The organism is Bartonella heixiaziensis (genome assembly GCF_046245125.2).
GTDB lineage: Bacteria > Pseudomonadota > Alphaproteobacteria > Rhizobiales > Rhizobiaceae > Bartonella > Bartonella heixiaziensis.
This window is the reverse complement of record NZ_CP176404.1, coordinates 955,983-979,051: the sequence shown is the minus strand read 5'-3', so window position 1 is coordinate 979,051 and position 23,069 is coordinate 955,983. Positions and strand designations below refer to the sequence as shown.

Here is a 23,069-nt window from a genome sequence, read left to right as displayed (position 1 = left end):
GTTCTCCCATCACAATATACCGGCGCCAAAATCGCTCACCATAGACCGTGCTGCTGGTCCGCCGGTAAGCGTGAGTTTCAAGCGCGCTTGTTTGGCTGTTTTATCACCACTGATAAATTTGCGCTCTGTCCAAAGTGGTTCAGCGAGTTGTTCTGTTTCGTCGAGTTTCAAAGGGGTGAAAGCACCATCATCCAGTTGCATCTCGAGTGAGAAGGTTGCGCCACCTGGTAAAAAGGTTTTGATATAGCTGGTCAACCTTGCCTTTTCGCCAAAGGCAAAAGCACGGGTGACATAAGTGGCTGTTTTATGAATTTTCCCCGCAATCAATTGAACAGGAGCAAACAAAACAGGTGAGAGTTTGTCTGTCCCTTTGAGAATAGCGCGAAGCTTTACTTTTTCACTGATATATTCGGTAAGGCTGAGTAATTGAAAGGGAAGGAGTTGATAAATTGTGCCATTGTTTCGTTCAATTTCAAAGATGACAGAACAATCGCTTGAAGGCAATTCAATGGCCGCGCGTATTTGCAAATCAGAACAATCAACAAGATCAAAAGTGCCAAGATTAATGGTTTTTTCTGTTTGTGTGTAGCGTGCTGCCAGCACACGAAAGGCTAAGGCTTCATTTTGATGGGCAGTCCAGCTTTGCGCATTGACAGAAGAAAAGCGTGGACCGGTCACGTAAGGGTGGCTCGAGACATATCTCTGGTGTTCTGCATCAAAATCCCCAAGCTTTGCCAAGGAGATAGAATGATTACTATCATCTGTCTTAATAACGAAAGCCGTTAAGCGGTCATTAGGTACAAGGAGTGGCACATCATAGCGTGCTTCTGCCCAACCTAGCTTTGCGCCCTTCATAGAATAAAAGCTTTGTGCTTGAATATCAGCGGTCGGATAACCGTTTTCTGTGCTAACCAAATCAATCACCAGATCATGGTTCTGATTACCGATTTTGCAAAGATGAAAGTCAACACCTGTGATTTGCCGTGTTTCATCAGGGGTGAAGACTTGTGCTTGTGGATCGTCATTTTCCCATATTTTCACCGTTGTGGTGCGCCGCATGACTTTCACATCAATCACACCTTGACCGGTAAAAAGCCCCGTTGCAATTGTTCCACCCATTCCCCGTGCCACAACATTTTTTGTGCCAGCGATAATGTTTTTAGGAATCTTAAAATTGCCCTTAACGGTGCCTTGTCTATCGGCAGAAAAGAAAGAATTTTGCAAGACATCCACACCATCAAAGGTAAGGCTTTTTAAGATTTCCCAATTGCCAAAGCCTTCAATTTTGAAGGAAAGGGTAATTTGTCTTAAAAAGTCGCTTTGTTCTTGGTATGTGTTGATAAAATTATCCCTTACTTCTGTTCTACGTATGGTTCTGCCATGATGTTTTCCCATAATGATTTGATTGGTGATACCCGAGAGCCAATCGGTGCGCTGTTCATGCCAAAAGTCTGTCGCGGGTGTGAGGGTTACTGTACCAGGGAGAGGTGCAAAATTTTGATAAGGGTTGATTTTTTCACAAGCCGTTTTCAATTCTTGCGCAATGATCACTTCATTTGTCCAGTCAAGCGTGACAGGCGCGTTCAGATGAGCGGTGTAAAAGGTTGGGTCAATGGCGAGCTGCAAAATGCCATTGCCTACAGCCCCCGTTTGTTGAAAACCTTCATCTCTGTAAGAGTCATCTAGAAAAGGGTCGGCAAACATGCCTTTTTTGGCAACAGGTTCTTTAGAGTCGACATTGCTTTTAATGCGTTCTAATTGCATCAACCGGTCAAGGGAGAGCACCCGTTGAAAATAGCGCCACATCTCATCATAGGGCGCAACCCGTGTGCCATCATTGGCCACACTCGGCGTTTCAAGCCAATTGTTAGTGATGGTTGCAAGGGATAAGACATCATCAGGAACACTGGGTGCCATGGGATCGTCTGACGAAATCCCCTTGATATAAACCACATTGCCCACTGTGTTGAGACCTATACGGTCAATACGTGGCAATTTGTAAGTGTAGCTGACAATAATATCACCGCCATCAGCACCACCTGAGACGGTAATTTCCTGTGCTGTTACCTTATCGGCTGTCACTTGTGCACGATAACGGTAAGTGACTTTATAAGTGCTCCCACTAGCAGGTTCATCCCCCCCGGGAGCCCAATCAATGGTGTCTCCTGTTTTTTTAAAATCTGTGCCTTCTTTAAATTCCTTGCTTCCTTGAACGACTTTAATAAAAGAAGTGATGCTTTTATCAGGAACACCATCACGCCCAGCGGCAACTGCACCACGGGTGACGTTAACGGTTTTTTCTTTTGTCAACAAAAGAGACTGAATATCAGCAATAGGAAAATAATAGGGTTTAAAGGTAAAACTTGTTTTCCCTTTTGGAGGCGCAAAAATATGCGTTTCGCTTGGAACAACGCTTGTCGAAAAATCCTCTGGCTCTTCATGGCGCAAAGCAGCAAGGCGTTTGCGTTTAAAGCCATTGATATTGGCTTCTCCTTCTTGAATACTAAACACTTGGCAACCGTTGTTTGGTCCTAATGCTGTCACACGGCAGCCACTCACGATATAATGCCCATGGGCTCTGTCATAAGTAGCAATAGCTTGCATGGCGGGTTCAAGCAGTGATGGGGACTTTTGATCAATCAGAACACCATCTTGTAAGATATAAACCGGAAAGAAAGTGCCTTGCTGTGTATCTTCTTTCAGAGCCCAAACAAGCTGAGCTGTTTCGCGTGCGGCACCAGGCTCTCCTTCTGCCAATGAGCCAGGGACTTGCCCCAACAGCTCTGGATCATCTTCATGGGTAATCCATTTTTTTTGTAGCTTCACACCAATTTCAATGCGTCCAATCATGGCAACATTGTTGAGTACAGCTTCAGAGACTGGAAAGATATCACCTGCAATATAAATCTTGCCATCCGTTAAAGTGATGGTCCTCGTGTCTTTGTTGACAAAAGCATCAGCTCGTTCAATGCGGTCTCCTTCTTTGGCAACAAGGCGTCCCAAACGGTCATGCCGTCCCCTTATGATGGTTTGAACCTCATTCAGTTCACCACTTTGAATAAAGGGACGCGTGCCATAAAAGACAACGCTTTGTTGTTCCTCTTTGCCGCGAGATCTGTCAATTGCAAAGGGTAAACCACTTTCATGCTTCATATTAAAACCTCAATAAAATCTTGAATTGTTCGCGAACATCGGCACGCAAAGGAATATTGACAGCTGTTTTGAGTATCTCGACACCACCATTCAGTTCATTGGCGTCACACCAAAGCTTGCCAAGAGGGACATCTTGTTTTGGAGAGGCATGAACGAGAATGGAAACAAATGCTGCTTGTTTGCGGTCAATATCGTGAAAATCTGTTCGTGCTGCCAGAAAAAGTGCGCTACCCATCGGGGAGGGCTGGAATCTGCCGCCTGAATGGCTGTAAACGCCATCCAAAGCCTGTTCGACAGGCGCTACAGCATAGCATCTGCGATACCCAATCACGGCATTTTGAGTGTCTCTTAACACGAGATAAAGCGTGCGGTTGTTAAACCACTCTGCCATGAGTATATCGCGTTCATGTTTTTTGACCGAACACCACGGAAAGTTTGCCATGTCCCATGGGTAATCGATTTGGTTCCAGCTTAATTCTTCATCCCCATCATTTATCCAATTGCCAATAAGCCTGCCTTCTTCTTCTTTCAGTGTGTGATTGATCTCTGTCGTGCGCCCAAAGGAAAACAAAGTGCCTCCAGCTGTTAAGTGAACACCGCTTTCATACTCCAACATGCTGTCATCAAGGCGTGACATATTGCCTTCCATGGCTTGAACATCATAGCCATAGGCCCCTCGACGAAAATCAGAGCGCAAACTTTTGGAGAGGTCGGTAATCGCTTCAATGGCTTCAAGCTGTGTTCGTTCAGGCAACTGATCAAAGTAGAGTTGAAAGGAGTTCCACCATACCCGACCCGTCCAGGCGGGTTGAAAGCGTGCTGTAATCTGGAGCCATTCAAGCCCCATCTCTATTGCCGCAAGTGAGCCACGTAAGCGCTGCCATTGAAGCCCTTGATCAATCAAATCATAGAGGTTTGGAACATAAGGCGTAAGCTCTCCAAGCCCGTATTCTTCAATCAACCACGGCAAGAAACGGGGAGGGCGTGTGATCAGTTTAGAACGTGAAATCCCCAAAACAGAACCATCAACATCTTGATGAAAGTCGCAAACATCGGCAAGACGCTTTTCAAATTCTGTTGCATGTGTGGGGAGGAGGGAGCCAACCATTAGCGCGCACGCCCTTTGAAGTTTAAGGTGATTTTTCCAATAGATAAAACTTCTTCATCACAAACCGTACTGTCTTGTTTTGGTGTAATGGCGATCACTTTTTGGACACCAGCAATCATTAATTTTGAAATCCACCACGACAAACTTAATTCACGACCAATGGCTTGTTCTTGTCTCCACGCTGCTCTTAAATTTGTTTCCATTGTTGTGAGAATTTTTAAAGATGTTTCTGGTAACAGCCAAACATCTGCTTCTAAATCCACCACTTTTTTGACAGCAGCGTGAACAATGATTGTATCATTGGTCATGATGATATTTTTTCTGTGAAGAGCTTCTGAAACTATTTGTATGAGATCTTCAGATGCTGTTCCTTCTTCATTGTTACCAAAAAGAGCAACATAGATAGTTGGGTCTTTGCCTTTACGGTAAACAATCGCATCCTTAACACGACTATCGCTTGAGAGAGCGATAAGCTTGTAATATGGCTCTGTCCCGCTACCATTGCCACCACGGACATGAAGTTGAATGCGTTCACGATATCTCTCGTCACTTTCACCCTCCATGCGGGCAAGACCATGCCAGTTTCCCAAAGCGTCAAGAGATTCACCGGTTGCAAAATCAAGAATGTTGTTGCGTGCCGCTTCGTTAATACGTTGTCTTAACAGCAATTCTCGATAGCTAAAAGCCTCAATGACTTTTACAGCCGGATCACTTTCAAGAACGGTATATTCAGGCAAAAGCTCTTTTAAATGGGCAAGAGCAGCAGCGCGTATTTCCTCAAAAGAAAGTTCTGTGATGATTTCGGGTTTTGCAAGTGCTCCATTCATTTTATCAATAATCCTTCCATGGTAATGGGCTTGCCTGAAGGCAAATAAATGCCTTCAAAGGACAAAGAAACTTGCCCAGCCTCACTCCATTTAAAATCAATTTTTTTCAATTTAAAACGTGGTTCCCACTTGTCTAAAGCCTCAGCAACAGCAGCATAAAGAGCAACAGCAAAAGCATTATTAACCGGTGCATCAATGAGTTCAGCAACGCGTGAACCATAATCACGACGCATTACACGCGAACCAATCCGCGTTGACAAAATATCAAGGATTGATTGGCGTAAATGATCAATGCCGGTCAATGACTTTCCCGTTGTGCAGTCCATTCCACTGTTCAATTGGGACCTCCTGTCATAGAGCCACCAGAAGTAACACCGCCATGAACATGTGTTGCTCCTACATTGGTGCCGTTATGCTTTAGTCCACTTGAATGAATGGAAACATTATTTCCAGAATGAAGAGAGAGACTATCATTCGAATTCAGTGAAATGCCACCACCAGCCTTCAAAGAGATGCCGCCCTTTGCGTTTAAATTTATATCGCTTTCTGAAACAATCTTTATGCCTTCCGGTGCGGTAAGCTCTAGCTTGCCCCCATCACCTTTTAGTGACACACCATCAGCAATCGTCAGGATAAACTTTCCGCCGGATTTGATGTGAATTCCATAAGTGTTTTGTTCATCATCATATTCAAGGCTGGTTCCATCAGGGTATATAGTTCGGTGAATGCTGCCTTTATCGGCTGCTTGATTAGCATCGGTGTGAATGGAACCCACAATCACCCCTTGTGATAAATCTCCTGATGATGAAACAACAATCACTTGTTCTCCAACATCGCGTCCTTCATAAGAGCGTGTTTTACCGGCGCGGGCTTGTGTGTCTGGAATCCAGTCACTGACAAGATTGCCACTTTTTACCCGATAGCGTGCGTTTTTATGGTCGACATGGCTAATCTTCCCCACCACAACCATATTGGCTACACGTCTCTTTAGATCTGTGATTTCTTTATCGCGCCGCTCTAACATGAGTAACCTCGATTTTATGGTATTTATCTTTATTTCTCACGCCTGTTTCTGGTTCAAAGCTTAAGAAATGTTCAACGAGTCTTGCTGTTACACTGCCTTCTTCTTCATCCATGTTGGGGATATTTGTCACATAAATGACTTCAAAGGTTAAAATTGCACCATGGAGCGCTAGAGTACCATTATCGTCAAAGGCAAAAGCAATATTTTGCAGGCGGCATGTCTCAACTGTGTTGTTGAGATTGGGATTAGCGTAGAAAATCTCCTCCACTTCCCATGCTAGTTGGTCAACAAAACGCGCTCCATCTTCACATGTTGCATAGCATTCAACATCTAGCGTTAAAACACGCCGCCTTACTCCATAATCATAGCCATCTTTAATTGTTTCACTTTGCGTTGAGATATTAATTGCAGGCGTATTCTCAGGGGAAAAGTTGAAATCGCGCATATTGAAAACATTGTCACCAGCTGCCGTCTTTGCTGCTTTAATCAACGCAACAAAACTTTCCCTGATCTTCTCTCTCGGATGCATGGGCGCTCCTGTTATTTAACATTTATCCTTTTCTTTATATTGGTATCGTGTTATGATACATAAAAGAACGAATAAAGGTGATTTGGTGATTGAATCTTTTGCTGATAAGCGGTGTAAAGATCTTCTAGAAGGCAATCCGCCCAGAGGCTTTCCCACCACTCTAGTGCGTATAGCCCAAAGAAAATTGTTTATGCTCGATAAAGCAGTTGATCTTAAAGATTTGCGCAGTCCTCCGGGAAATCGTCTAGAAGCATTGAAAGGAGAGCGTAAAGGTCAATATTCTATCCGTATTAATGACCAGTTTCGTATTTGTTTTGAATGGCGCTCTAATGGCGCCTATGAAGTTGAAATCGTAGATTATCATTGATCTGTAGGAGGTCGAGATGAAAAATTATATAGCGATTCATCCCGGAGAAATTTTACGAGAGGAATATTTAAAAGAATATGCTCTCTCTGCTTATGCTCTTGCAAAAGCATTAAATGTTCCACGCACGAGAATAGAACGTATTGTTGCTGAAAATAGTCCAGTGACTCCCGATACAGCACTAAGATTAGCCTATTTTTTTGATACTACTGCTGAATTTTGGCTTAACATGCAAGCTGCTTATGACGTTAGTATATTACAAACTGAAAAAGCAGACGAATTTGCCAAAATCAATAAATTTGAATGTAGGGTTTAACCACCTCCCCATCTTAAGAACGGGGAGGGGAGTTCTGTTTTTTACTTAAGCAACCTTTTTAATGGGGCTCTCTAAATCTGGTTCGTAAGTTCGCAACAAAGAATCCATTCTATGCGGCAGTTCTGAAGCTCCAAAATCTGTCAAAATTGCTAAGATTTTAGTGATATTAGGTACGTCATCTTGAAGTTTTAAAACCAGAGCATCTACGACCGATTCCATAACCTCAACCAGTGCATTACAATCTTCATCTCCAATACCTCGATGATTAGAAAGCTTAAACAATGCCATCCACAAATCACATAAGAAATCGATACTGCTGTTCATTGTACACCTCCAAAGATTTGTTCTCTCAAACAAGCCAATCCTCTAGATGTAATTTTTGTTGAAGGCAGCACCTTTTCTGTACCATCCGGTCTTTGAATGGTAATAGCGGGACAATCCATAAATCCTTTCTTGATCTTGTCCTGATAAGGTAACAATGGACCACTCGGAGCCCGTCGATAAACCCAATCATGTTTACGCAAGTAATCAGTTAAATCCTTTGGTCGCACCTCTAACATTTTTGCTGCTTCGATAAGACCGAATAAACCATCAGAGCGTTTTAAACCATCCAAAGCTTCTGCTTTTGGTGCTAATTTAGCAATGATATTGTCTTTCCGCTCGTTTTCATCTTTTAAATGCGTTAAGACACCAAGCATTACTGCTGGGCTGGAGTAGTCGATCGATTGAACATAGGATTGCTTTATCTCGCCCCTACGCCATGCAACAAATAACTTAATAAGCATATAACGGACTTGAGAAGATTTTTCTGTATTCGATAATGTCGCAATCAATAACGCCTGCTCTTCGTTAAGCCAATATTCTGTTACGTTATTGCCCTTTATTACGTGCGCCACAGTGGCGCACCTCCCAAACCGTTCTATTTCTTGCATATTTCTTGTAATTAATTTTCTAACGTCACGTGTACGAACAAACCCTAATTTTTCTGCTAAGTCCACATCGCGAACACGAGGCTCGTTTTCGACTTCTCGTAATTTGATTAATTTGTCTTTATTGATAGGTAAGTATGTGCTATTATTCATTGTAATTGACCTCTTTCAGGTTAGTTAGATGTAAAGCGTTAGAGAGAGTTTTTGCGGACTTATGCTCTAGCGCTTTTTCTTTTTTGAGAATGTTAATTATTTCAGATGAAAGAGAGCGATCATTCTCAGTCGCCCGATTAAACAACCACTCCTTTAATGTATGTGGCATATTTATTTTATATTGGATCGTTTTCATTTTACCTCCATATGCACATATTTAGTACCATAAAGGTACCTTGTGTCAAGTGTATTTTAGGTATATTTTAGGTGCATGACAAAAAAAGATCGTGTGCAATTTAAATTTCTCATTCCAATTGAACTGAAAAATCAATTGGAAGAGCTTGCTGAAGCAAATCATCGTAGCCTTACGGGTGAAATTCTTGCTCGTTTAGAAGATTCTGTCCGCACTACCGTTACATTAAATCACCTACTGACAATGAATTCAGAAGATTTCAAAAAGCTCCTTGAACAATCACTCGTGAATAAAAAACAATAAATTCAAAACACCAAGTAATGCTTCGGGTTTAGAGTAGTCAACTTGTGGTGTTGTTACTTGCTTCAAAAGCCGTTCACATTTGATAAAGTATAAACGAGCCTCTCTACCTTTCTTATTATTCTCAAGCATAGAGAGCTCTTTGGCTACACTTAAAGTTAGATGATAATCTTTACGATTGTGACCACCCCTGCCTTTGCTTCCCAAAATAGGGAAGCAAACAAAGTCTTGATTTTCTACCAAATTATATCTGTTGATACGTTCAGTAATCCAGTCCGCAAATTTTTTACCTACTTCTAAAAATGTATGCAAGTCACGTGCGTTTACTGTCTGGACAGTATCGCCATCAATGACTTGTTCTGATATTTCTATAAGTGTGTTCATGAGAACTCCTTGGTAATAGACGTTTTTGATTGACACTCTTTAAAAAGTGCCGGGTGCTCAAAAACACGGTACCAAGTCCGTCGTTACGCTTTTCCCGCAAGGGTATTGTATAGCGTAACCACACCCGACAATATCATTATATGCGTGTAACATACAATGAGTCAAAGCCTTTAATGTGCGGAAAATAAACTATCTCGGTAGCTCGCCCGCTTGGTATTTAAGGTGTTTTTGAGGCACCTGATTCGATTATTCATACTCCTGTCACAATGTCAATAAGTAATATTACATTTTTCTAACTTATATAAGTACGTCTTTACTTTATTTGTCGACTCACTTTAAATTTCCACTTTACTTTTTTATTTATAGCGGAGGGGGAGGTAATGCTGGATACCGTTAATATAATTGCAATGATCGTGTGCTTGTTATCATTGCCAATGATGATTGTCGGACTCGTTTTAGTATGTATAAAGAAATGGCGGAAAAACGGACTGAAAACTCTTGGTATTGGAGCTTTATTATTTATCGGCTCTGCGATAGTAGGTGCTTCTGTACACAAAGACAAACCAAATCAAATTACACACAATAATGAAATTGTTACCTCCTCCTCGACTTCGTCAATAGATGTTGCTACTCAAAACGAAAGCGTGACTCAGGTACCAGCTGAGGATACTGATAAGCAAATTACCCCCACTCAAGTTAACAAACCAGACAAAGATGATGGATTAGGCTTTTGGGGATGGTTTTGGTTAATTTTCTTTGCGTTTTTTGCTTTTTCCATTTTCGCTTATTGGCAAGATAAACGCAAAAAACGTTTTGAAGAAAAAGTTCCAGAACAGGCTTCAATGTCGCTCCCTCCTGCACATCCTTCTTCTGATTTATCAGTCGTTAATAAAACATCTCCAGCACTTAAAAATGAACAACTGGAAAAATGGATCAGGATCTTTCTCCATTGTGCTCTATTGATTGGAGGCATTGTGGTAGTAATAAGTATTTCACCATGGTTATTAGTAGCCATTCTTATTATTTTACTTTTGGTGATCGCTCACTACTCTGAAAAGAAAAAAGTAAAACTTTTTGAAGAACAAGTTGCAATGTTGCTACCGGATATTAAAGTGTCTAGTTTTTCTGAAGCGTGTAAAATGTTTCAAGAACTTGACGCAAGCGAATATGAATATCGTTTAGCACACAATGAAAAATTGTTGGGAGTTCAAGAACGCGTTTTCTTTGATATTAATAAAAAGATCCCACTTAGAGGACGTCTTTTGGTAACCGATCAAGCCATTGTATTTGAAAGTCCTGAAAAGAATGAAAGAACTACTTGGACACGAATTGCATCAGTCACTATAACATACCATGAATGCCAAATCAGTCTCCGTACCGGCATACCACGGAATTACCAATTCACTGCCTTTTCAAGTCCAAGGTTTACAGCAGTAATTCGAGTTCTGGGACAGTTTTATTGATTTTTAAACACACAAGATAAAGATACGTTCATTGTTTTATCTCCCGCAAGATAAGCTTATACATACCGGATTCAGAGTCTTGGACATCTGTGATCACGAAGTGCTCTTGAGAGGCATCTTCAGTGTTTTCAGGAGCCATCACAATAACACTATCTTCAGGTTTTGGTGGTAATCCTCCAATGTCATTGATACAAAGATCAAGTTCCTTTCTTGCAATTGTGGTGGGGATTCTGCCACCGGCGTCCGATTCCGAATGCTTAATGGTGTAAATCGCTGTGATACGAAAAGATTGCTGATTGTCCTTTCGCGTGTAGATGATGGGCTGCCCAAAAGTGTTGCGCACATCTTTAACCATTTGGTTTAGCAGCCCGTGCCATCGCATGTTATTTCGCTCCAATCACGGCTTTAAACAGCATTTCTGGGCGTGTACAGATGTAAAGCGGATAGCTATAGACCTTCGGTTTTACCCATGCATTACGGTCGTGGTCGACGATCAGCATGGTGTAGAGAGGTTTTCCAACGGTGTTAGCAAAATCCAAGCTTTCACCAGGAGCAAAGGTTTTTTGGAATACACCAGGCGCATCAACAGGGAAGAATTGACATTCATCAGGCTTAATGCCTATGGCACGCTTTGTTCCAGCCTTCGCACTTACATTATAGTTGTGAATACTCCGGTAATTAATGAAAGTGACACCTGCAAAGTCAAAACTGCCAAAGCTCCCCGAGCCAAGAGCGCTTGGTGTTGCAACACCTCCTGCGCTATTGAGTGTCTGTGCTAAGGCTGTGTTTAAATAGGTTTCACGGATTGTTTTGTGATTTTTCAACTTGGAAAAGAATTCATTTCCACAAAGCCCAATAATCCGTGAACGATCAGAAAACGCTCCTTTTGAAGCTTCAATCATCCTCATAATGACTTGGTCAACATTGTCAGCAACATTGGTTGTCTCAACATTCAGTTTAAAATCAATGGGCTTTGGTGGTGTAATTTCCCATTCTTTGTACCAATCGACAATCACGGAGCCATCAGCATCAAGGACAACACCTTGAACAGCGCCAAGCTGCATATTTTCCCATGTCAATTCGATTTCAGAAATCAGTTTCTTTTGTTTTCTGGCAATATATTTCATTGCTGTCTCTAACTGATCTTCTGCGCCAAATTCACGACGGTTCTGGATTTCTTCTGATTTTACGGTATCACTTTTGGCAATCCGTGTTGTTTTGAAAAACCGAAGATTACGCCCCTCTCTATCACCTTCTGCCAAAGGTGCGCCACGTTCACTGGTTTGAATAAGGGAAAATGTATTATCACGCCGTTCAATCCCAACCACTGTGGTACTGGTTTCAACTTCCTCAAAAAGATTAAGAGAGCTTACAAGACCAGGTTGAAACTCATAGTTTTCAATGGCTTTCATCATTGTGATGCTTGAGAAAGCATCATGTTTAAAAAAATTCATATCCATGTGTGCATTCTCCTATCGCAATAGAATGTTGTTCTTGTCTTCTAAAGACTGAATGGCCGCTTTCTTTTGCTCGTCTGTGATGGCATCTGGCCATAGCAGTTCAGAAGCTTTTACAGTGCATAAGCGTGCTGTAATCACGGCGCGTTGATCTGCGCCTGTTGCGTCAATAGTGGCAAAAGAAATCCCTGCCGGTGTTTGACTGCCATCTGATGCTGCTGGATTAAGGGGGGGTATATTTTTCTGATGCGGTTATCTTTCCCATGACAGTTCCTGCTTCAATGAATGCTCCTGATGCGAATACCACTTCTTCGTTTGACATATCAGGGTCGTATGGTCCAAGATAAGCGCCATTGCGTACGTCGTCATAAATAATATTTGTCATTTCACTGCCCTCCAAGCTGCTTCCCATTTTGCGTGAATCTTTGCCTTGCTCGTCCCATCACTATGAGGGGTATACGGCGAGACTTTTAAGGACGCGCTCTGAGAGCTAGCAGCCGCCAACACACACTGGCGTGCTTTCTCGATGCTCATACCTTTTTGAATAGCTTTTGCTGCGTCAAAAGAAACGCCTAAGTGCTTTGCTTGCTTTTCAAGGTTGGTCAGTGCTTTGGCGCGCTTTCTTTCTTTTTCAAGCACGGCTTTCATATCTTCGCGCTTGTTTTCATTGTCCTCATTGTCTTCATCCTCATCTTCGTTTTCTTCCTCGTCGAAGTCTTCGGCTTTTTTGTCGATGTCACTATCGTCTTCGTCATCTTCCTCGTCATTGATGATGTCGACGATCTTTTCGTCATCCTCTTCTTCAGCGCGGTATTGTGTGCGTGCCATGTGTTTTGTCCTTCTTTTGTTGTTGATGTTGGGTTTTGTGATATGGAATCCGTTAAGGCTTCCAAAGCTTGCGCAAGGGTCCCCTGCGCATCTGCTAATCCAAGTTTGAGAGCTTGGGTGCCTATAAAAGTTTCTGCTTTTGTGTCACGAATTGCATCAGCATTTAAGCGTCTGTTTTGCGCCACCAAATCAACAAACATCTCGTAGAGTAGGGCGCAATCGGCTTGCATTTTTATCTGTGCTGTATCGCTCAAGGGTTCGTGAGGGTTGCCATGAACTTTGTGATCACCTTCAAAGACAAAGGTCCATTTATGCCCGTGTTTTTCATCTGCACGGGATTGGTCAAGATGGGCGCAAACGACACCAATCGAGCCCACAACACCCGTGCGTGCAACCCATATTTGAGAAGCCGCACAAGCAATGGCATAAGCTGCAGAACAGGCAAATTCATTGGCATGTGCCCAAATGGGTTTGTCGTATTGTTTTGAGAGTGTTTGAAACTCTTCAACCAAATCAAACACACCGCCGGCTTCTCCACCACCACTGTCAATATCAAGTAAGACAGCGCGAACATCAGGTTGTGCAATGGCTTCACGAAAAGAAGCCCTTAAACCTTCATAAGAGGTTAGCCCCGAGAGAGCCCCAAGCCATGCACCGCGGCGCACAAGCGTGCCATGAACCGGTAGGATAGCAACATTGTTTTGCACTACATAAGTTTCAGGGGGTCTGAAAGACGCTGTATCCCCTTGTCCAAACGCCCCGATGGGAAACTTTTCTCCCTCAAAAAGACGCGGCGCAAGAGCATTCAAAATGATATCAAGTTTTGTCGATGCAAGCATATGAGGAACACCAAAAAGCCGTGATGCCAAAAACGGCATATCAAGATTATTCACCATTTGTATGTGCCTCACTGCCTTGGTTGCTTTCATAAGTGTCAGAAGGTTCTGAATCTGCGGTATCAATTACTTGATTGCTACCAGAGGGCGCTGCCATATCCGTGTCAAAAGATAAGCCGCGCGCACGAGCGTCTGTGTGCTCTTCTTGCATTTCGGCATGAATGCTGTCGATATCAAAGCCGCGCTCGGCAAGTGCCATGCGTCGTGTTTTCAAGCCTGCACGAATTTCTTCTTTTTCCGCTGAGATATCTTTGTTTGGATCAATCATTTCCAGGGGTGGTGCAAAGCTTTCACATTGAAGCCATGGCAAGGGATTTTCTTCCCACTCTGGCAAATTGACGCATCCAGAAAGCACTGCCATTTCAACAAAGCGCTCCCAAACAATGCGATTGAACTGAAAAGCAATGATATGTTCGCGCCATTGTTTGACGTGCCGTCTAAACTGAATGATAGAGGTACGCACATTGGAAAAATTCCCCCGCGTAACGTCTCCAGTCACAACGGCATAAGGCATATTGAGAGCCGAGCAAATTTTTAAAATATTACGATATTGAAAGGCTTCATAAGAACCACCAACCTCAACAGGACTGGAAAATGTAATTTGTTTTTCGCCATCCACTATGTTGACCGATCCAGGGTAAATTTTATCCACGTCAGCTGCCTCTTCGGTCTTCTTTGGGGGCGTCGTTTGCTCACGATTTTCCTCTAATTTCGCATCATGAGATTCCTTCCCTGTAATAAACACCGCAAAAAGAGCTGCCGTCCTTTTTCTATCAAGTTCTGCATCATCATAGGATTCGAGTTGAAAGATTTTTGTCATACAGCGTGTTATTTTGGGAGAACCGCGCAACTGTCCAGCAATACGGCGCTCTTTGATGTGAAGGACCATTTCAGCAGGGACACGCACGCGCTCTTGGCTCTCAAATGCCATATTTGCAGGGACATCATCATAGGGGTGATGTTCCCAGAAATGATAAGCAACGCGCTTACCACTGGCATTAAATTCAATCCCCATACGAATGTAATTGCCTTTAATCTCAGCCGGTCCATTGTAGGAAAGGTCCAACATTTCAGTGGGATAAACTTGCAACTGAAGAGGCACACCAGAGCGCCCGTAGAGATCAACATAATGCAATCTTACAAAGCATTCTCCGGTTAAAAAGACCTCTCGTGCAATGGTTGCTTGCAGTCCATAAAAATTGGCATCTTCATCATAGTCCGCTTCATCAACCCATTGCCACCATAAGTTTAAAAGCTTTTTCTTTTCTTCTTGAAAGCCTTCAATACGAGGATAAGGTTTAATCCCATCACTGACAGCCGCAGAGACCCATTCTTCTGTTGCAGACCCATAAAGAGATTCATTATCATAAAGCCATCTTGAACGGGCAACAATGGTATCACCGCATTCCTCAATTGCTTTATTGATATGTTTTTTTGCGGGGTCAAAACCACCCATGCGACGGCTTTTACTTGCAGCTTCAAAATGGGGATTGTGTTGACGAGAAATTTTAAAAAAGCCTGTGAGTTTATTGAAAAAACCAGCCATTAATAGCCTCGTGATATATTAAAATAGAAAACGCGTGAACGCTTGCGCCCTTCAAGGTTGGCTATTTGTGTATTAATCATCTCAAGCGCTCTGCGAAGTTCCTCAACAGAACGATTGCTTACTTGCTTATCGCCATGGCGCACCGATTGCGCTCCCGAATAAAGAGCTTCTTCAATTTGCTCACGCCGCCTTTTTAAGTTTTCAAGTCTGTCAATTTTGCTGTTAATTGGTTCTAAAGTTTCACCCACAAATTACCTCCAATCCCCTCGCATATAAGGATTCATCATTGTTCTGAATGGCTTCTTTTGAGGCTGTGCTGTCTGAGATCTTCTTGGAGCAGGAGAGGGCACATGTTCTGATGTTGGCTGCTCTAAAGAGCCTTCAACTTTAAGTTTTTCCAGACGCTCTTCTAAGATATCGACTTCTCGATTAAGGTTTATTCCTGCCGAAATCAGACCTTGTAAAGCCGCATAAGCATAGACCCTACAGTCCAAGGCTTCATTTCTTGCCTTTTCGCTTTTTTGCCATTCAATGCGCTTGAAGCCTTTAAAATATTTGATGACTTTTCTTTCAGCGGTTAGCTGGTCAAAATATTCCCGATCAAGGTTTTTGTGAAAGTGTGTTGCACCAGCCCCCGATGCTTCAGGACCGGATTTTTTAAATCGTGCCGTGATAATATCTTTTGCTGCATCAACACCAACAATATAAAGATTGATCTGTCCTTTGTTGTTTCTACTTGGACGGCGCGGCCATACCGTACGCCATCCCGCTTGCCCCTTAATCCCCCAGATACGTCGTCCCTCACGCGGGCGCACATAATTATAAACCGCTTGTGTGTGTCCACCACCGGTATCAATACAAGCCGCCGTTATCTTGATGCCATCTTTATAGCCTGGATGTGGCCAGCGTCTTGTAAGGTATTCATCCAGCTGGTCCCATACTTCAAAAGAAGACGGATCACCAGGAATGACGTGATAATCAATATGCCAGCTTTCTTCACTGCGTCCCCATCCAACCACTTCAAGTTCCAAGCGGTCATTTTGCACATCAATACCCGCTGTTAACAACACGGCTTGTTCTGGTGCCAATGGATAATCTTCGCGTTTTGCATAGAGGCTATCAGGGTCAACAACTTCACCTGTTCTGTCTTCCCATGGCTCTCCAAGCACTGTGTTGACAAAAGGCTGCAAAAGTGCCGGATCATCCTTGGCATCTAAAAACTCTCTTGCGCATTCCCCCCAAGTAAGCCAAGGTGAATAGAGTGCCGAAATATGGTAAGAACGCAAATTCGGTCTGCTTGATTCACTCGTAGGCACCCAGCACGCACCTCTTTCTTCACTCATGAGATCTGTTTTTCTGTGCTCTGCATGTTCATGACCACAATGTGCACAAACAAAAACAGCTTTTTCGGGGGCGCCTTTTGGCCACTTGATTTGTGACCAAACAATGGGCTGTAGAACACCACATGCATCACAAGGGACATTGTAATATCGTTGGTCTCCTAGCACGAAATCTTTGGCGATACGGCTTGTGTCACGGTGGGTCGGTGTGGACAATTTAAAAATCTTTCTCTGCACAAAGGTTGAGGTCCGCTTTTCAGCGATCATCACCGGATCACCTTCGTTATCCACACTGAGAGGATAGGCGTCCACCTCATCTAAAATCAGATAACGAATAGGCATGGAACGCAAACCAGCTGCACTGTTTGCTCCTGTAAGCATCAATGCCCCACCATCAAACTCTTTCGAAAACATTGTATTACCGCTGTCGCGTGCCCGCGCTGGGGCAATGCGTTCGCTTAAAGCAGGGCTTGCCATAATCATTGGGTCAAGACGGGTTTTTGATAATTTCTTCGCTGTCTCAACCGTTGGCATCACATAAAGGGCAGGTCCCGGACTATAATGAATGGCATAACCGCAAAAGTTCAATCCTGCTTCTGACATGCCAATTTGCGCCCCTTTCATGACAATGGTTGTTTCAATTGGCACGTAAGAGGAAAGGTTATCCATGATTTCACGCAAATAAGGGGTACGCTTTGTTCTCCAAAGCCCAGGCTCAGCACTTGCTACGGTGCTAAGATACCTATTCTTGTCCGCCCATTGCGAAACCGTGTACGGTGGGTCTGGTTGTCGTGCGTCATTGGCATTGGCGAAAAATTCTTCGACTGCATTTTCATCCATTATTCGTTTCTTGCAAGTTCTCTAACTCTGGAGAATGAGGATCATGAAAAGGCACTGGAATATTAACCGCCTCAAGCAAAGCGGTTCTCATAGTATAATCAATAGCACCAATAAGGCTGGCCGCATCACATCCAACTTGTGCAGCAATGCTTGCACCAAAACGATGAGGAAAATTCAACATAGCATCACGGTGCGCTCTTCCAAACTCACGCGCTGCCTTTTTCATTTCTTCTCGATCAACAGTGGTTTCGCGTAGTCGTTCAAGGGCAATCTTTTTGCTTTCAAGCGCAACTTGCATCCGCTCCAGTTTTATCTTGTATTCATTGGCTCCATTTGTGGAGGCTTGTTTGATCTTTGTCCGCGGTTGACTATCAGGCGCTAAAAATGGGGGTAGGCGCTTTGTTGGATTCTCATTCCAGATAGCTGTTGCAATCGCTTCATTGACAGAACCATCTTCAAAAAGAGCTGCATCAAATTTACCTGTCTTTATCCGAGAAACCACCGCATTATGTGAAACACCCATCTTTTTTGCAAACGCACGAACCGATAGACCTTCACGATGCTTCTTATTCATAGTTGCTCCTTGCTTCTTCTCTGCCATAAGAAGTAAGAGTTTACGGTGTTACGAATGATTGACAATCGGGTATAATCGGGTATATATTCCGGTATGAAAACAGATACACTCCAAATTACACAAGAATTATTGGCTCTCATTACTGAGATTGATGAGTTCAAAGGGGCATGGCGCGCTCTTGGTACTCTTGCACCTGAGCGATTGAACGCTCTTCGTCATATTGCTACTGTTGAAAGTATTGGATCCTCCACACGCATTGAAGGGAGTAAGTTAACAGACCGCGAAATCGAACAGCTTTTGGTAAACTTAGAAATTAAACGTTTCAAGAGTCGTGATGAACAAGAAGTTATCGGTTATGCCAAGGTTATGGAAACAATCTTTCAATCTTGGAGTGATATTTCTATTACTGAAAATCATATTAAACAACTTCATCGTGATCTTTTGTGTAATAGTGAGAAAGATCAACGACATCGAGGTGAATATAAGACTTTACGCAATGATGTAGCAGCATTTAATTCTCAAGGGAAAATGGTTGGCATTGTTTTTGAAACAGCTACACCATTTGATACACCATACCGAATGCAAGAGCTTATTACTTGGTTCAATAATACCAATGAATTAAAGGATCTTCATCCTTTACTTACGATTGGTATTTTTAATGTCACATTTTTAGCTATTCATCCTTTTCAAGATGGAAATGGACGTTTAAGCCGTATCTTAACTACCCTGCTTTTGTTACAAAAAGGTTATGTTTATGTACCATATTCATCACTTGAAAGCGTTATTGAGAATAATAAAGAAAGCTATTACTTAGCTCTGAATCAGACTCAAAAAACAATTTATACTAAAACACCCAATTGGGAACCTTGGATACTCTTTTTTTTACGTGCTCTACAAAAACAAAAACGCCAATTAGAAATAAAAATAGAGAGTGAAAAAAATGCTCTTTTTTCCTTATCTGAATTGGCTCTTAATATTCTTGATTATGTGCGTAATCACGGACGTGTTACAACCCGCGATATGGTGCGTGAGGTTGGTGCAAGCCCTAATACACTTAAAGTAACTTTTACATCATTAGTTGAAAAAGGTCTTTTGATACGTCATGGTGGTGGACGATCAACTTGGTATAGTGCACCTTAATTTTATTACCTTCTTAACCACCTCCCCATTTTAAGAACGGGAAGGGGAGTTCTATTTTTTTAATTAAGCAACCTTTTTAATGGGGCTCTCTAAATCTGGTTCGTAAGTTCGCAACAAAGAATCCATACGATGTGGAAGTTCTGAATCTCCAAAATCTGTCAAAATTGCCAAGATTTTTGTAATATTGGGCACGTCATCTTGAAGCTTTAAAACCAGAGCATCTACGACCGATTCCATTACCTCAACTATAGCATTGCAGTCCTCATCTCCAATGCCTCGATGATTAGAAAGCTTAAACAATGCCATCCACAAATCGCACAAAAAATCGATACTGCTATTCATTGCACTCCTTCACAGACTTTCTTGATGGCTTCTTCTTGATGGGGACGAGGCTCTTTTGTTGATTTAAGAAGAACTTCTTTTTTGGTTGCATAGATTTGCCAATCTATCCGACTGTTTTCCATATGACGAAGGTCAATACGATAAACGGGTATCACTTGTCCTTTAATCATGGCATTCACATTGTCACTTAATTCTACTTCCGTGCTATCAACGAGAAGACGATATTTGAAAATGTCTTTTCCAGATGCCGCGATAAAGCTATCAATATCCTTTTTACTAATCTGATGATCTGCTTTATAACACTTACACTGAATAGCCACATATCCTTCTTGATGACGAAGCTTAGCCACCAAATCAATACCGATATCATTTTTATTCCAACCTTCATGCTCTTTAGCCCATTCATAATAGGTTTCTACCTTTTCGTAGCGTCCATAATGAAGAGGGTCTTTCGTCAAATAAGCTATGACAAGGTTTTCAAACAGAGTTCCTAATTCACGAAGTGATTTAGCTTGTTGACGATAATATTCCAACAGAGAGCGTAAAGTGACGTGTTCATTATCAGACTTAATAGATTGAAGCATAAAGAATAGACTCCATGGCAATATATTCTATTGATTAATTCTCTTCAAAATAATCAAAATGGAGTTTATTAAATTGATTCAAACCAAATATCGAGTGCAAAATGAGTTAAAGTCATTCCAAAGCGGATAAATTTTTTCAAAAAATCTTTTTAAGCTTGTTTATCAACAGCCCATGACACGAGACAAAATCAGCAAAATAGTGAAATTTGCTGTTTGTTTCACGTGTTCATCAAGACAGATTCAATATGTACTTTAAGATATCAGAATGAGTATTTTGATAGGTTTTATAGAAGCACTAAAATAATCCACTTTGTCAGTTCAATTTACTGACACATAACTGACAAGTTTTAATCAATTCACATCATTAGTTATCTTTAAAGATTGTAATAGTGATATGAGTTATGTTTTTAAAATACTAACGTATTGAAATATAATGTTTTTAATTTTCTCTCATTTAAAAAAAATAGTATAGGCTCTAAAAAGAACTGACAACACTGACAAAACTCTTCTGATAAGGTCACTCAGATCATTTGCTTTTGGAGAAAGGTTCCTTTGATGAGAATGCCATTAAAAGAGTTTTGCGTGATTGTCTTGAAAGGCTCTCAAAGAGATTTCTTATTGTTTTCTATGATGGTTTTTGACGACAGAATGTGCTTGATAGCACGATGTCTCGTTTATATGCGTGTTGAGTGGTTTAGAGGAGCTGGAGAGTGAATTTATCTCTAATTATTGATAAATATATTGTAGCGTTAAACTGGGGATATTGATGTATTAAACATTGACGCGCTAAACAGTTTTGTTTAGAGGTCTTTCTACATAAATGTGGGGGAGAAATCTTCAGCAATTTAAATAAAGCAGTTTTTCTAGTGTCACTTTTCTTTGGTAACAGAGGCATGTGCTTTTGTTAAAAGCGTTATAGGGCAGTGGCTGTTTTGAGTGGTCTTGTTAGAGGTTCATGAAGTTCTTTTAAATAATGCTTCATGAATAGTGCAAAGCGGGGCAATCTGTATTGTTTTCTGTATTTTTACGCCAAAGTTCTCTTTTGAGAATTTTTCGTGCCATTATTGTTTTCTTTGGCTTGTTTACAGGTGTAAGTGTTTATGCGCGCTCTTCAGCTGTTTTTCATTCCCCAACCGATAATTTTTCTCGCCAACAATCTGAGAAGCAGCAATTAGAAAGAATTGAGAAATTACGCGCTTTAACGCCTAAAAGGATAAAGACGCCTTCAGAGCAAAATCCAGAAACGCTTTTGGGTGGGAAGCAATGTTTTCCCATTCATGCTATTGTTGTTGAGGGAGTGCATCATGTCAAAAAGCGCTTTATATCAGCCGTAACAGAGCCTTATGTTGGAAGATGTATCGGGCTTGTCGATATTCAGCTCTTAATCAAGAAGTTAACCAAAGTTTATTTGGATCAAGGCTATGTGACGGCGCGTTTTTACATTCCTGATCAAGATATCAAAAACAGCAAGACGCTCAAATTTGTTGTCATTGAGGGCAAGCTCTCAGAGATTTACTATAATGGTTCACCGGCATCTCGTTATAACAATGTTGTGTGGAGTGCTTTTCCTGGGCTTCAAGGTCATGTTTTGAACATGCGCGATATTGAACAGGGGCTTGATCAGATCAACCGTTTGAGTTCAGCGCACGCTCAAAGCGAACTTCTTCCAGGGCGTGAAGAAGGGAGCACCATTGTCAATATTAACAATCATCCCGATAAAACTTTCAAGGTTACTGTTTCTCATGACAATATGGGACAATCTTCCACGGGTTATGCGCGTTATAGTGCGGGCTTAAGGGTAGAAAATATTTTAGGGATGAATGATGCGTGGGATTTTAACTATCAGCGCAGTCAGACAGATTATTGGGGTGGGAGCAAGCAAGAAGGACATAGCAATAACATTTCAGCGAGTGTGAGTATTCCGTATGGTTATTGGACCTTTGGATTGAATGGCACTGTTTATAATTACCAAAGCATTATTCCTGGCAATTTTACCGATATTGAGACGACGGGGGATTCCAGTGAGTTACACGCCAGTACAAGCAGAGTTCTTTATCGTGATGGTGTTTCCCTTACAACCTTGAATTTAGGTCTTTCTTATAAAAGAACCAACAATTACCTTCTTGGCAATAAGATTGAAGTGGGCAGCCGTCAATATAGCGTCGCCAATTTTGGGATTTCGCATTCGCGCCAGATGCTGGGTGGAACTTGGACTTTTGATGTGAGTTATTTGCAAGGACTCCCCTTGTTTCATTCAGTCAAGAAGCACGATCCAGGAGCAGGAGATGCGGAGCCACAATTTGCCAAATTTACCGGCACACTCAGCGTTATGACGCCTTTTAAGGTAGGGGGCTTTGACTTTATACTGAGCAATCTTTTGAGTGGTCAATATTCACCACATAATTTACTGGGTGCTGAACAGATTTCGTTGGGGGGCGCCTCCAATGTTCGTGGCACGCGTGAGAGTTTGCTTTTTGGCAATAACGGTTTTTTTAGCCGGAATGATTTGTTGCTACGCACCATTCCGTGGAGCAATCACGCAACCTTCAAAAAGGTTTTTGGTGAACTTCGCCCTTATGTTGGTTTGGATTATGGGCGTGTTTTTGCACAACCCTTGTATGGGATTAAGAGTGATCAGCTTGCCGGTTGGACAGCGGGTGTCAAGCTTGCGGGAGGCATGGTCTCTCTTGATGCCAGTTATTCCAGTATTTTTTGGAGCACAGTTAAGCACAAAAAATCAGGAACATTTTTTATGACATTAACAATGGAACTTTAAGCG

General features: G+C 42.0%; 23 protein-coding genes and 4 pseudogenes. 6 read left to right on the top strand and 21 right to left on the bottom strand.

Features of this window, described 5'->3' with window-relative positions:
• Nucleotides 1-9: 9 nt before the first annotated feature.
• The 6 genes from ACKC4Y_RS04245 to ACKC4Y_RS04220 are packed head-to-tail and all read right to left on the bottom strand — an operon-like array spanning nucleotide 10 to nucleotide 6,641.
• On the bottom strand, nucleotides 10-3,153 hold the full coding sequence (locus ACKC4Y_RS04245; protein ID WP_409361571.1) for a DUF4815 domain-containing protein: 3,144 nt from the start codon (nucleotides 3,151-3,153) through the stop codon (nucleotides 10-12).
• Nucleotide 3,154: 1 nt separating this feature from the next.
• A complete protein-coding gene (locus ACKC4Y_RS04240) occupies nucleotides 3,155-4,261 on the bottom strand; it encodes a phage tail protein (RefSeq protein WP_409361572.1) in 1,107 nt (368 codons plus the stop codon).
• A complete protein-coding gene (locus ACKC4Y_RS04235) occupies nucleotides 4,261-5,088 on the bottom strand; it encodes a baseplate J/gp47 family protein (protein ID WP_409361573.1) in 828 nt (275 codons plus the stop codon). Before ACKC4Y_RS04235 ends, ACKC4Y_RS04240 begins: the two co-directional genes overlap by 1 nt.
• Complete coding sequence (locus ACKC4Y_RS04230) at nucleotides 5,085-5,426, bottom strand: GPW/gp25 family protein (protein ID WP_409361574.1); 342 nt, start codon at nucleotides 5,424-5,426, stop codon at nucleotides 5,085-5,087. Before ACKC4Y_RS04230 ends, ACKC4Y_RS04235 begins: the two co-directional genes overlap by 4 nt.
• Complete coding sequence (locus ACKC4Y_RS04225) at nucleotides 5,423-6,112, bottom strand: phage baseplate assembly protein V (protein WP_409361575.1); 690 nt, start codon at nucleotides 6,110-6,112, stop codon at nucleotides 5,423-5,425. The genes ACKC4Y_RS04230 and ACKC4Y_RS04225 overlap by 4 nt, the downstream gene beginning before the upstream one ends.
• On the bottom strand, nucleotides 6,093-6,641 hold the full coding sequence (locus ACKC4Y_RS04220; protein WP_409361576.1) for a hypothetical protein: 549 nt from the start codon (nucleotides 6,639-6,641) through the stop codon (nucleotides 6,093-6,095). The genes ACKC4Y_RS04225 and ACKC4Y_RS04220 overlap by 20 nt, the downstream gene beginning before the upstream one ends.
• Before the next feature lie 52 nt (nucleotides 6,642-6,693).
• On the opposite strand from ACKC4Y_RS04220, the gene ACKC4Y_RS04215 reads away from it, so the two are divergent.
• Together ACKC4Y_RS04215 and ACKC4Y_RS04210 are read left to right on the top strand one after the other, a co-directional pair.
• A complete protein-coding gene (locus ACKC4Y_RS04215) occupies nucleotides 6,694-7,008 on the top strand; it encodes a type II toxin-antitoxin system RelE/ParE family toxin (protein WP_273755754.1) in 315 nt (104 codons plus the stop codon).
• Between the two features lie 16 nt (nucleotides 7,009-7,024).
• Nucleotides 7,025-7,321: a HigA family addiction module antitoxin gene (locus ACKC4Y_RS04210; protein WP_004861504.1), complete on the top strand. Its 297-nt coding sequence runs from the start codon at nucleotides 7,025-7,027 to the stop codon at nucleotides 7,319-7,321.
• A 45-nt stretch (nucleotides 7,322-7,366) separates the two neighbouring features.
• On the opposite strand, the gene ACKC4Y_RS04205 is transcribed toward ACKC4Y_RS04210, so the two are convergent.
• Genes ACKC4Y_RS04205 through ACKC4Y_RS04195 form a run of 3 tightly spaced genes read right to left on the bottom strand, consistent with a single transcriptional unit; the run spans nucleotide 7,367 to nucleotide 8,599 of the window.
• A complete protein-coding gene (locus tag ACKC4Y_RS04205; RefSeq protein WP_409362069.1) occupies nucleotides 7,367-7,645 on the bottom strand; it encodes a hypothetical protein in 279 nt (92 codons plus the stop codon).
• Entirely contained in the window at nucleotides 7,642-8,403 is a 762-nt protein-coding gene (locus tag ACKC4Y_RS04200; RefSeq protein ID WP_409362068.1) for a phage antirepressor KilAC domain-containing protein, read from the bottom strand. The genes ACKC4Y_RS04205 and ACKC4Y_RS04200 overlap by 4 nt, the downstream gene beginning before the upstream one ends.
• On the bottom strand, nucleotides 8,396-8,599 hold the full coding sequence (locus tag ACKC4Y_RS04195) for an Arc family DNA-binding protein (RefSeq protein WP_004859798.1): 204 nt from the start codon (nucleotides 8,597-8,599) through the stop codon (nucleotides 8,396-8,398). The genes ACKC4Y_RS04200 and ACKC4Y_RS04195 overlap by 8 nt, the downstream gene beginning before the upstream one ends.
• Before the next feature lie 75 nt (nucleotides 8,600-8,674).
• On the opposite strand from ACKC4Y_RS04195, the gene ACKC4Y_RS04190 reads away from it, so the two are divergent.
• Nucleotides 8,675-8,899 (top strand): Arc family DNA-binding protein, encoded by a 225-nt coding sequence (locus ACKC4Y_RS04190; RefSeq protein WP_409362067.1) that lies wholly within the window; start codon nucleotides 8,675-8,677, stop codon nucleotides 8,897-8,899.
• On the opposite strand, the pseudogene ACKC4Y_RS04185 reads toward ACKC4Y_RS04190, so the two are convergent.
• Nucleotides 8,894-9,280, bottom strand: a pseudogene (locus tag ACKC4Y_RS04185) (antA/AntB antirepressor family protein); the annotation flags it as partial. The gene ACKC4Y_RS04190 and the pseudogene ACKC4Y_RS04185 overlap by 6 nt on opposite strands.
• 380 nt (nucleotides 9,281-9,660) lie before the next feature.
• Between ACKC4Y_RS04185 and ACKC4Y_RS04180 the strand changes: the two are divergent.
• Entirely contained in the window at nucleotides 9,661-10,743 is a 1,083-nt protein-coding gene (locus ACKC4Y_RS04180) for a hypothetical protein (RefSeq protein ID WP_409362066.1), read from the top strand.
• Between the two features lie 28 nt (nucleotides 10,744-10,771).
• On the opposite strand, the gene ACKC4Y_RS04175 is transcribed toward ACKC4Y_RS04180, so the two are convergent.
• From ACKC4Y_RS04175 to ACKC4Y_RS04135, 9 genes and pseudogenes are all read right to left on the bottom strand, one after another.
• Nucleotides 10,772-11,125, bottom strand: a complete 354-nt coding sequence (locus ACKC4Y_RS04175; protein WP_409362065.1) for a head-tail joining protein — start codon at nucleotides 11,123-11,125, stop codon at nucleotides 10,772-10,774.
• A gap of 1 nt (nucleotide 11,126) precedes the next feature.
• Nucleotides 11,127-12,203 (bottom strand): major capsid protein, encoded by a 1,077-nt coding sequence (locus ACKC4Y_RS04170; protein ID WP_409362064.1) that lies wholly within the window; start codon nucleotides 12,201-12,203, stop codon nucleotides 11,127-11,129.
• A 12-nt stretch (nucleotides 12,204-12,215) separates the two neighbouring features.
• A pseudogene (locus tag ACKC4Y_RS04165) lies at nucleotides 12,216-12,585 on the bottom strand (head decoration protein).
• Nucleotides 12,582-12,848 carry a hypothetical protein gene (locus ACKC4Y_RS04160; RefSeq protein ID WP_039964740.1) on the bottom strand — a complete coding sequence of 89 codons (267 nt, stop codon included), beginning with the start codon at nucleotides 12,846-12,848 and terminating at the stop codon, nucleotides 12,582-12,584. The pseudogene ACKC4Y_RS04165 and the gene ACKC4Y_RS04160 overlap by 4 nt, the downstream one beginning before the upstream one ends.
• Before the next feature lie 239 nt (nucleotides 12,849-13,087).
• Nucleotides 13,088-13,867: pseudogene (locus tag ACKC4Y_RS04155) on the bottom strand (S49 family peptidase); the annotation flags it as partial.
• Nucleotides 13,868-13,913: 46 nt separating this feature from the next.
• Nucleotides 13,914-15,470, bottom strand: coding sequence for a phage portal protein (locus ACKC4Y_RS04150; RefSeq protein ID WP_409362063.1), 1,557 nt, complete (start codon nucleotides 15,468-15,470; stop codon nucleotides 13,914-13,916).
• Nucleotides 15,470-15,718 (bottom strand): phage head-tail joining protein, encoded by a 249-nt coding sequence (locus ACKC4Y_RS04145; protein ID WP_375656091.1) that lies wholly within the window; start codon nucleotides 15,716-15,718, stop codon nucleotides 15,470-15,472. Before ACKC4Y_RS04145 ends, ACKC4Y_RS04150 begins: the two co-directional genes overlap by 1 nt.
• Before the next feature lie 3 nt (nucleotides 15,719-15,721).
• Nucleotides 15,722-17,650, bottom strand: a complete 1,929-nt coding sequence (locus tag ACKC4Y_RS04140) for a phage terminase large subunit family protein (RefSeq protein WP_409362062.1) — start codon at nucleotides 17,648-17,650, stop codon at nucleotides 15,722-15,724.
• Nucleotides 17,643-18,224 carry a hypothetical protein gene (locus ACKC4Y_RS04135; protein WP_409362061.1) on the bottom strand — a complete coding sequence of 194 codons (582 nt, stop codon included), beginning with the start codon at nucleotides 18,222-18,224 and terminating at the stop codon, nucleotides 17,643-17,645. Before ACKC4Y_RS04135 ends, ACKC4Y_RS04140 begins: the two co-directional genes overlap by 8 nt.
• Before the next feature lie 93 nt (nucleotides 18,225-18,317).
• On the opposite strand from ACKC4Y_RS04135, the gene ACKC4Y_RS04130 reads away from it, so the two are divergent.
• The gene (locus ACKC4Y_RS04130; RefSeq protein WP_409362060.1) at nucleotides 18,318-19,364 is read left to right on the top strand and encodes a Fic family protein; all 1,047 of its coding nucleotides are present in this window, start codon (nucleotides 18,318-18,320) and stop codon (nucleotides 19,362-19,364) included.
• A gap of 63 nt (nucleotides 19,365-19,427) precedes the next feature.
• Here the strand turns inward: ACKC4Y_RS04130 and ACKC4Y_RS04125 are convergent, their stop codons facing one another.
• Nucleotides 19,428-19,706, bottom strand: a complete 279-nt coding sequence (locus ACKC4Y_RS04125; RefSeq protein ID WP_409362059.1) for a hypothetical protein — start codon at nucleotides 19,704-19,706, stop codon at nucleotides 19,428-19,430.
• Nucleotides 19,706-20,290 (bottom strand): annotated as a pseudogene (locus tag ACKC4Y_RS04120) (restriction endonuclease); the annotation flags it as partial. The gene ACKC4Y_RS04125 and the pseudogene ACKC4Y_RS04120, both read right to left, overlap by 1 nt.
• A 1,042-nt stretch (nucleotides 20,291-21,332) precedes the next feature.
• Here ACKC4Y_RS04120 and ACKC4Y_RS04115 point away from each other — a divergent pair.
• On the top strand, nucleotides 21,333-23,066 hold the full coding sequence (locus ACKC4Y_RS04115) for a ShlB/FhaC/HecB family hemolysin secretion/activation protein (protein ID WP_409360892.1): 1,734 nt from the start codon (nucleotides 21,333-21,335) through the stop codon (nucleotides 23,064-23,066).
• Nucleotides 23,067-23,069 lie beyond the last annotated feature (3 nt).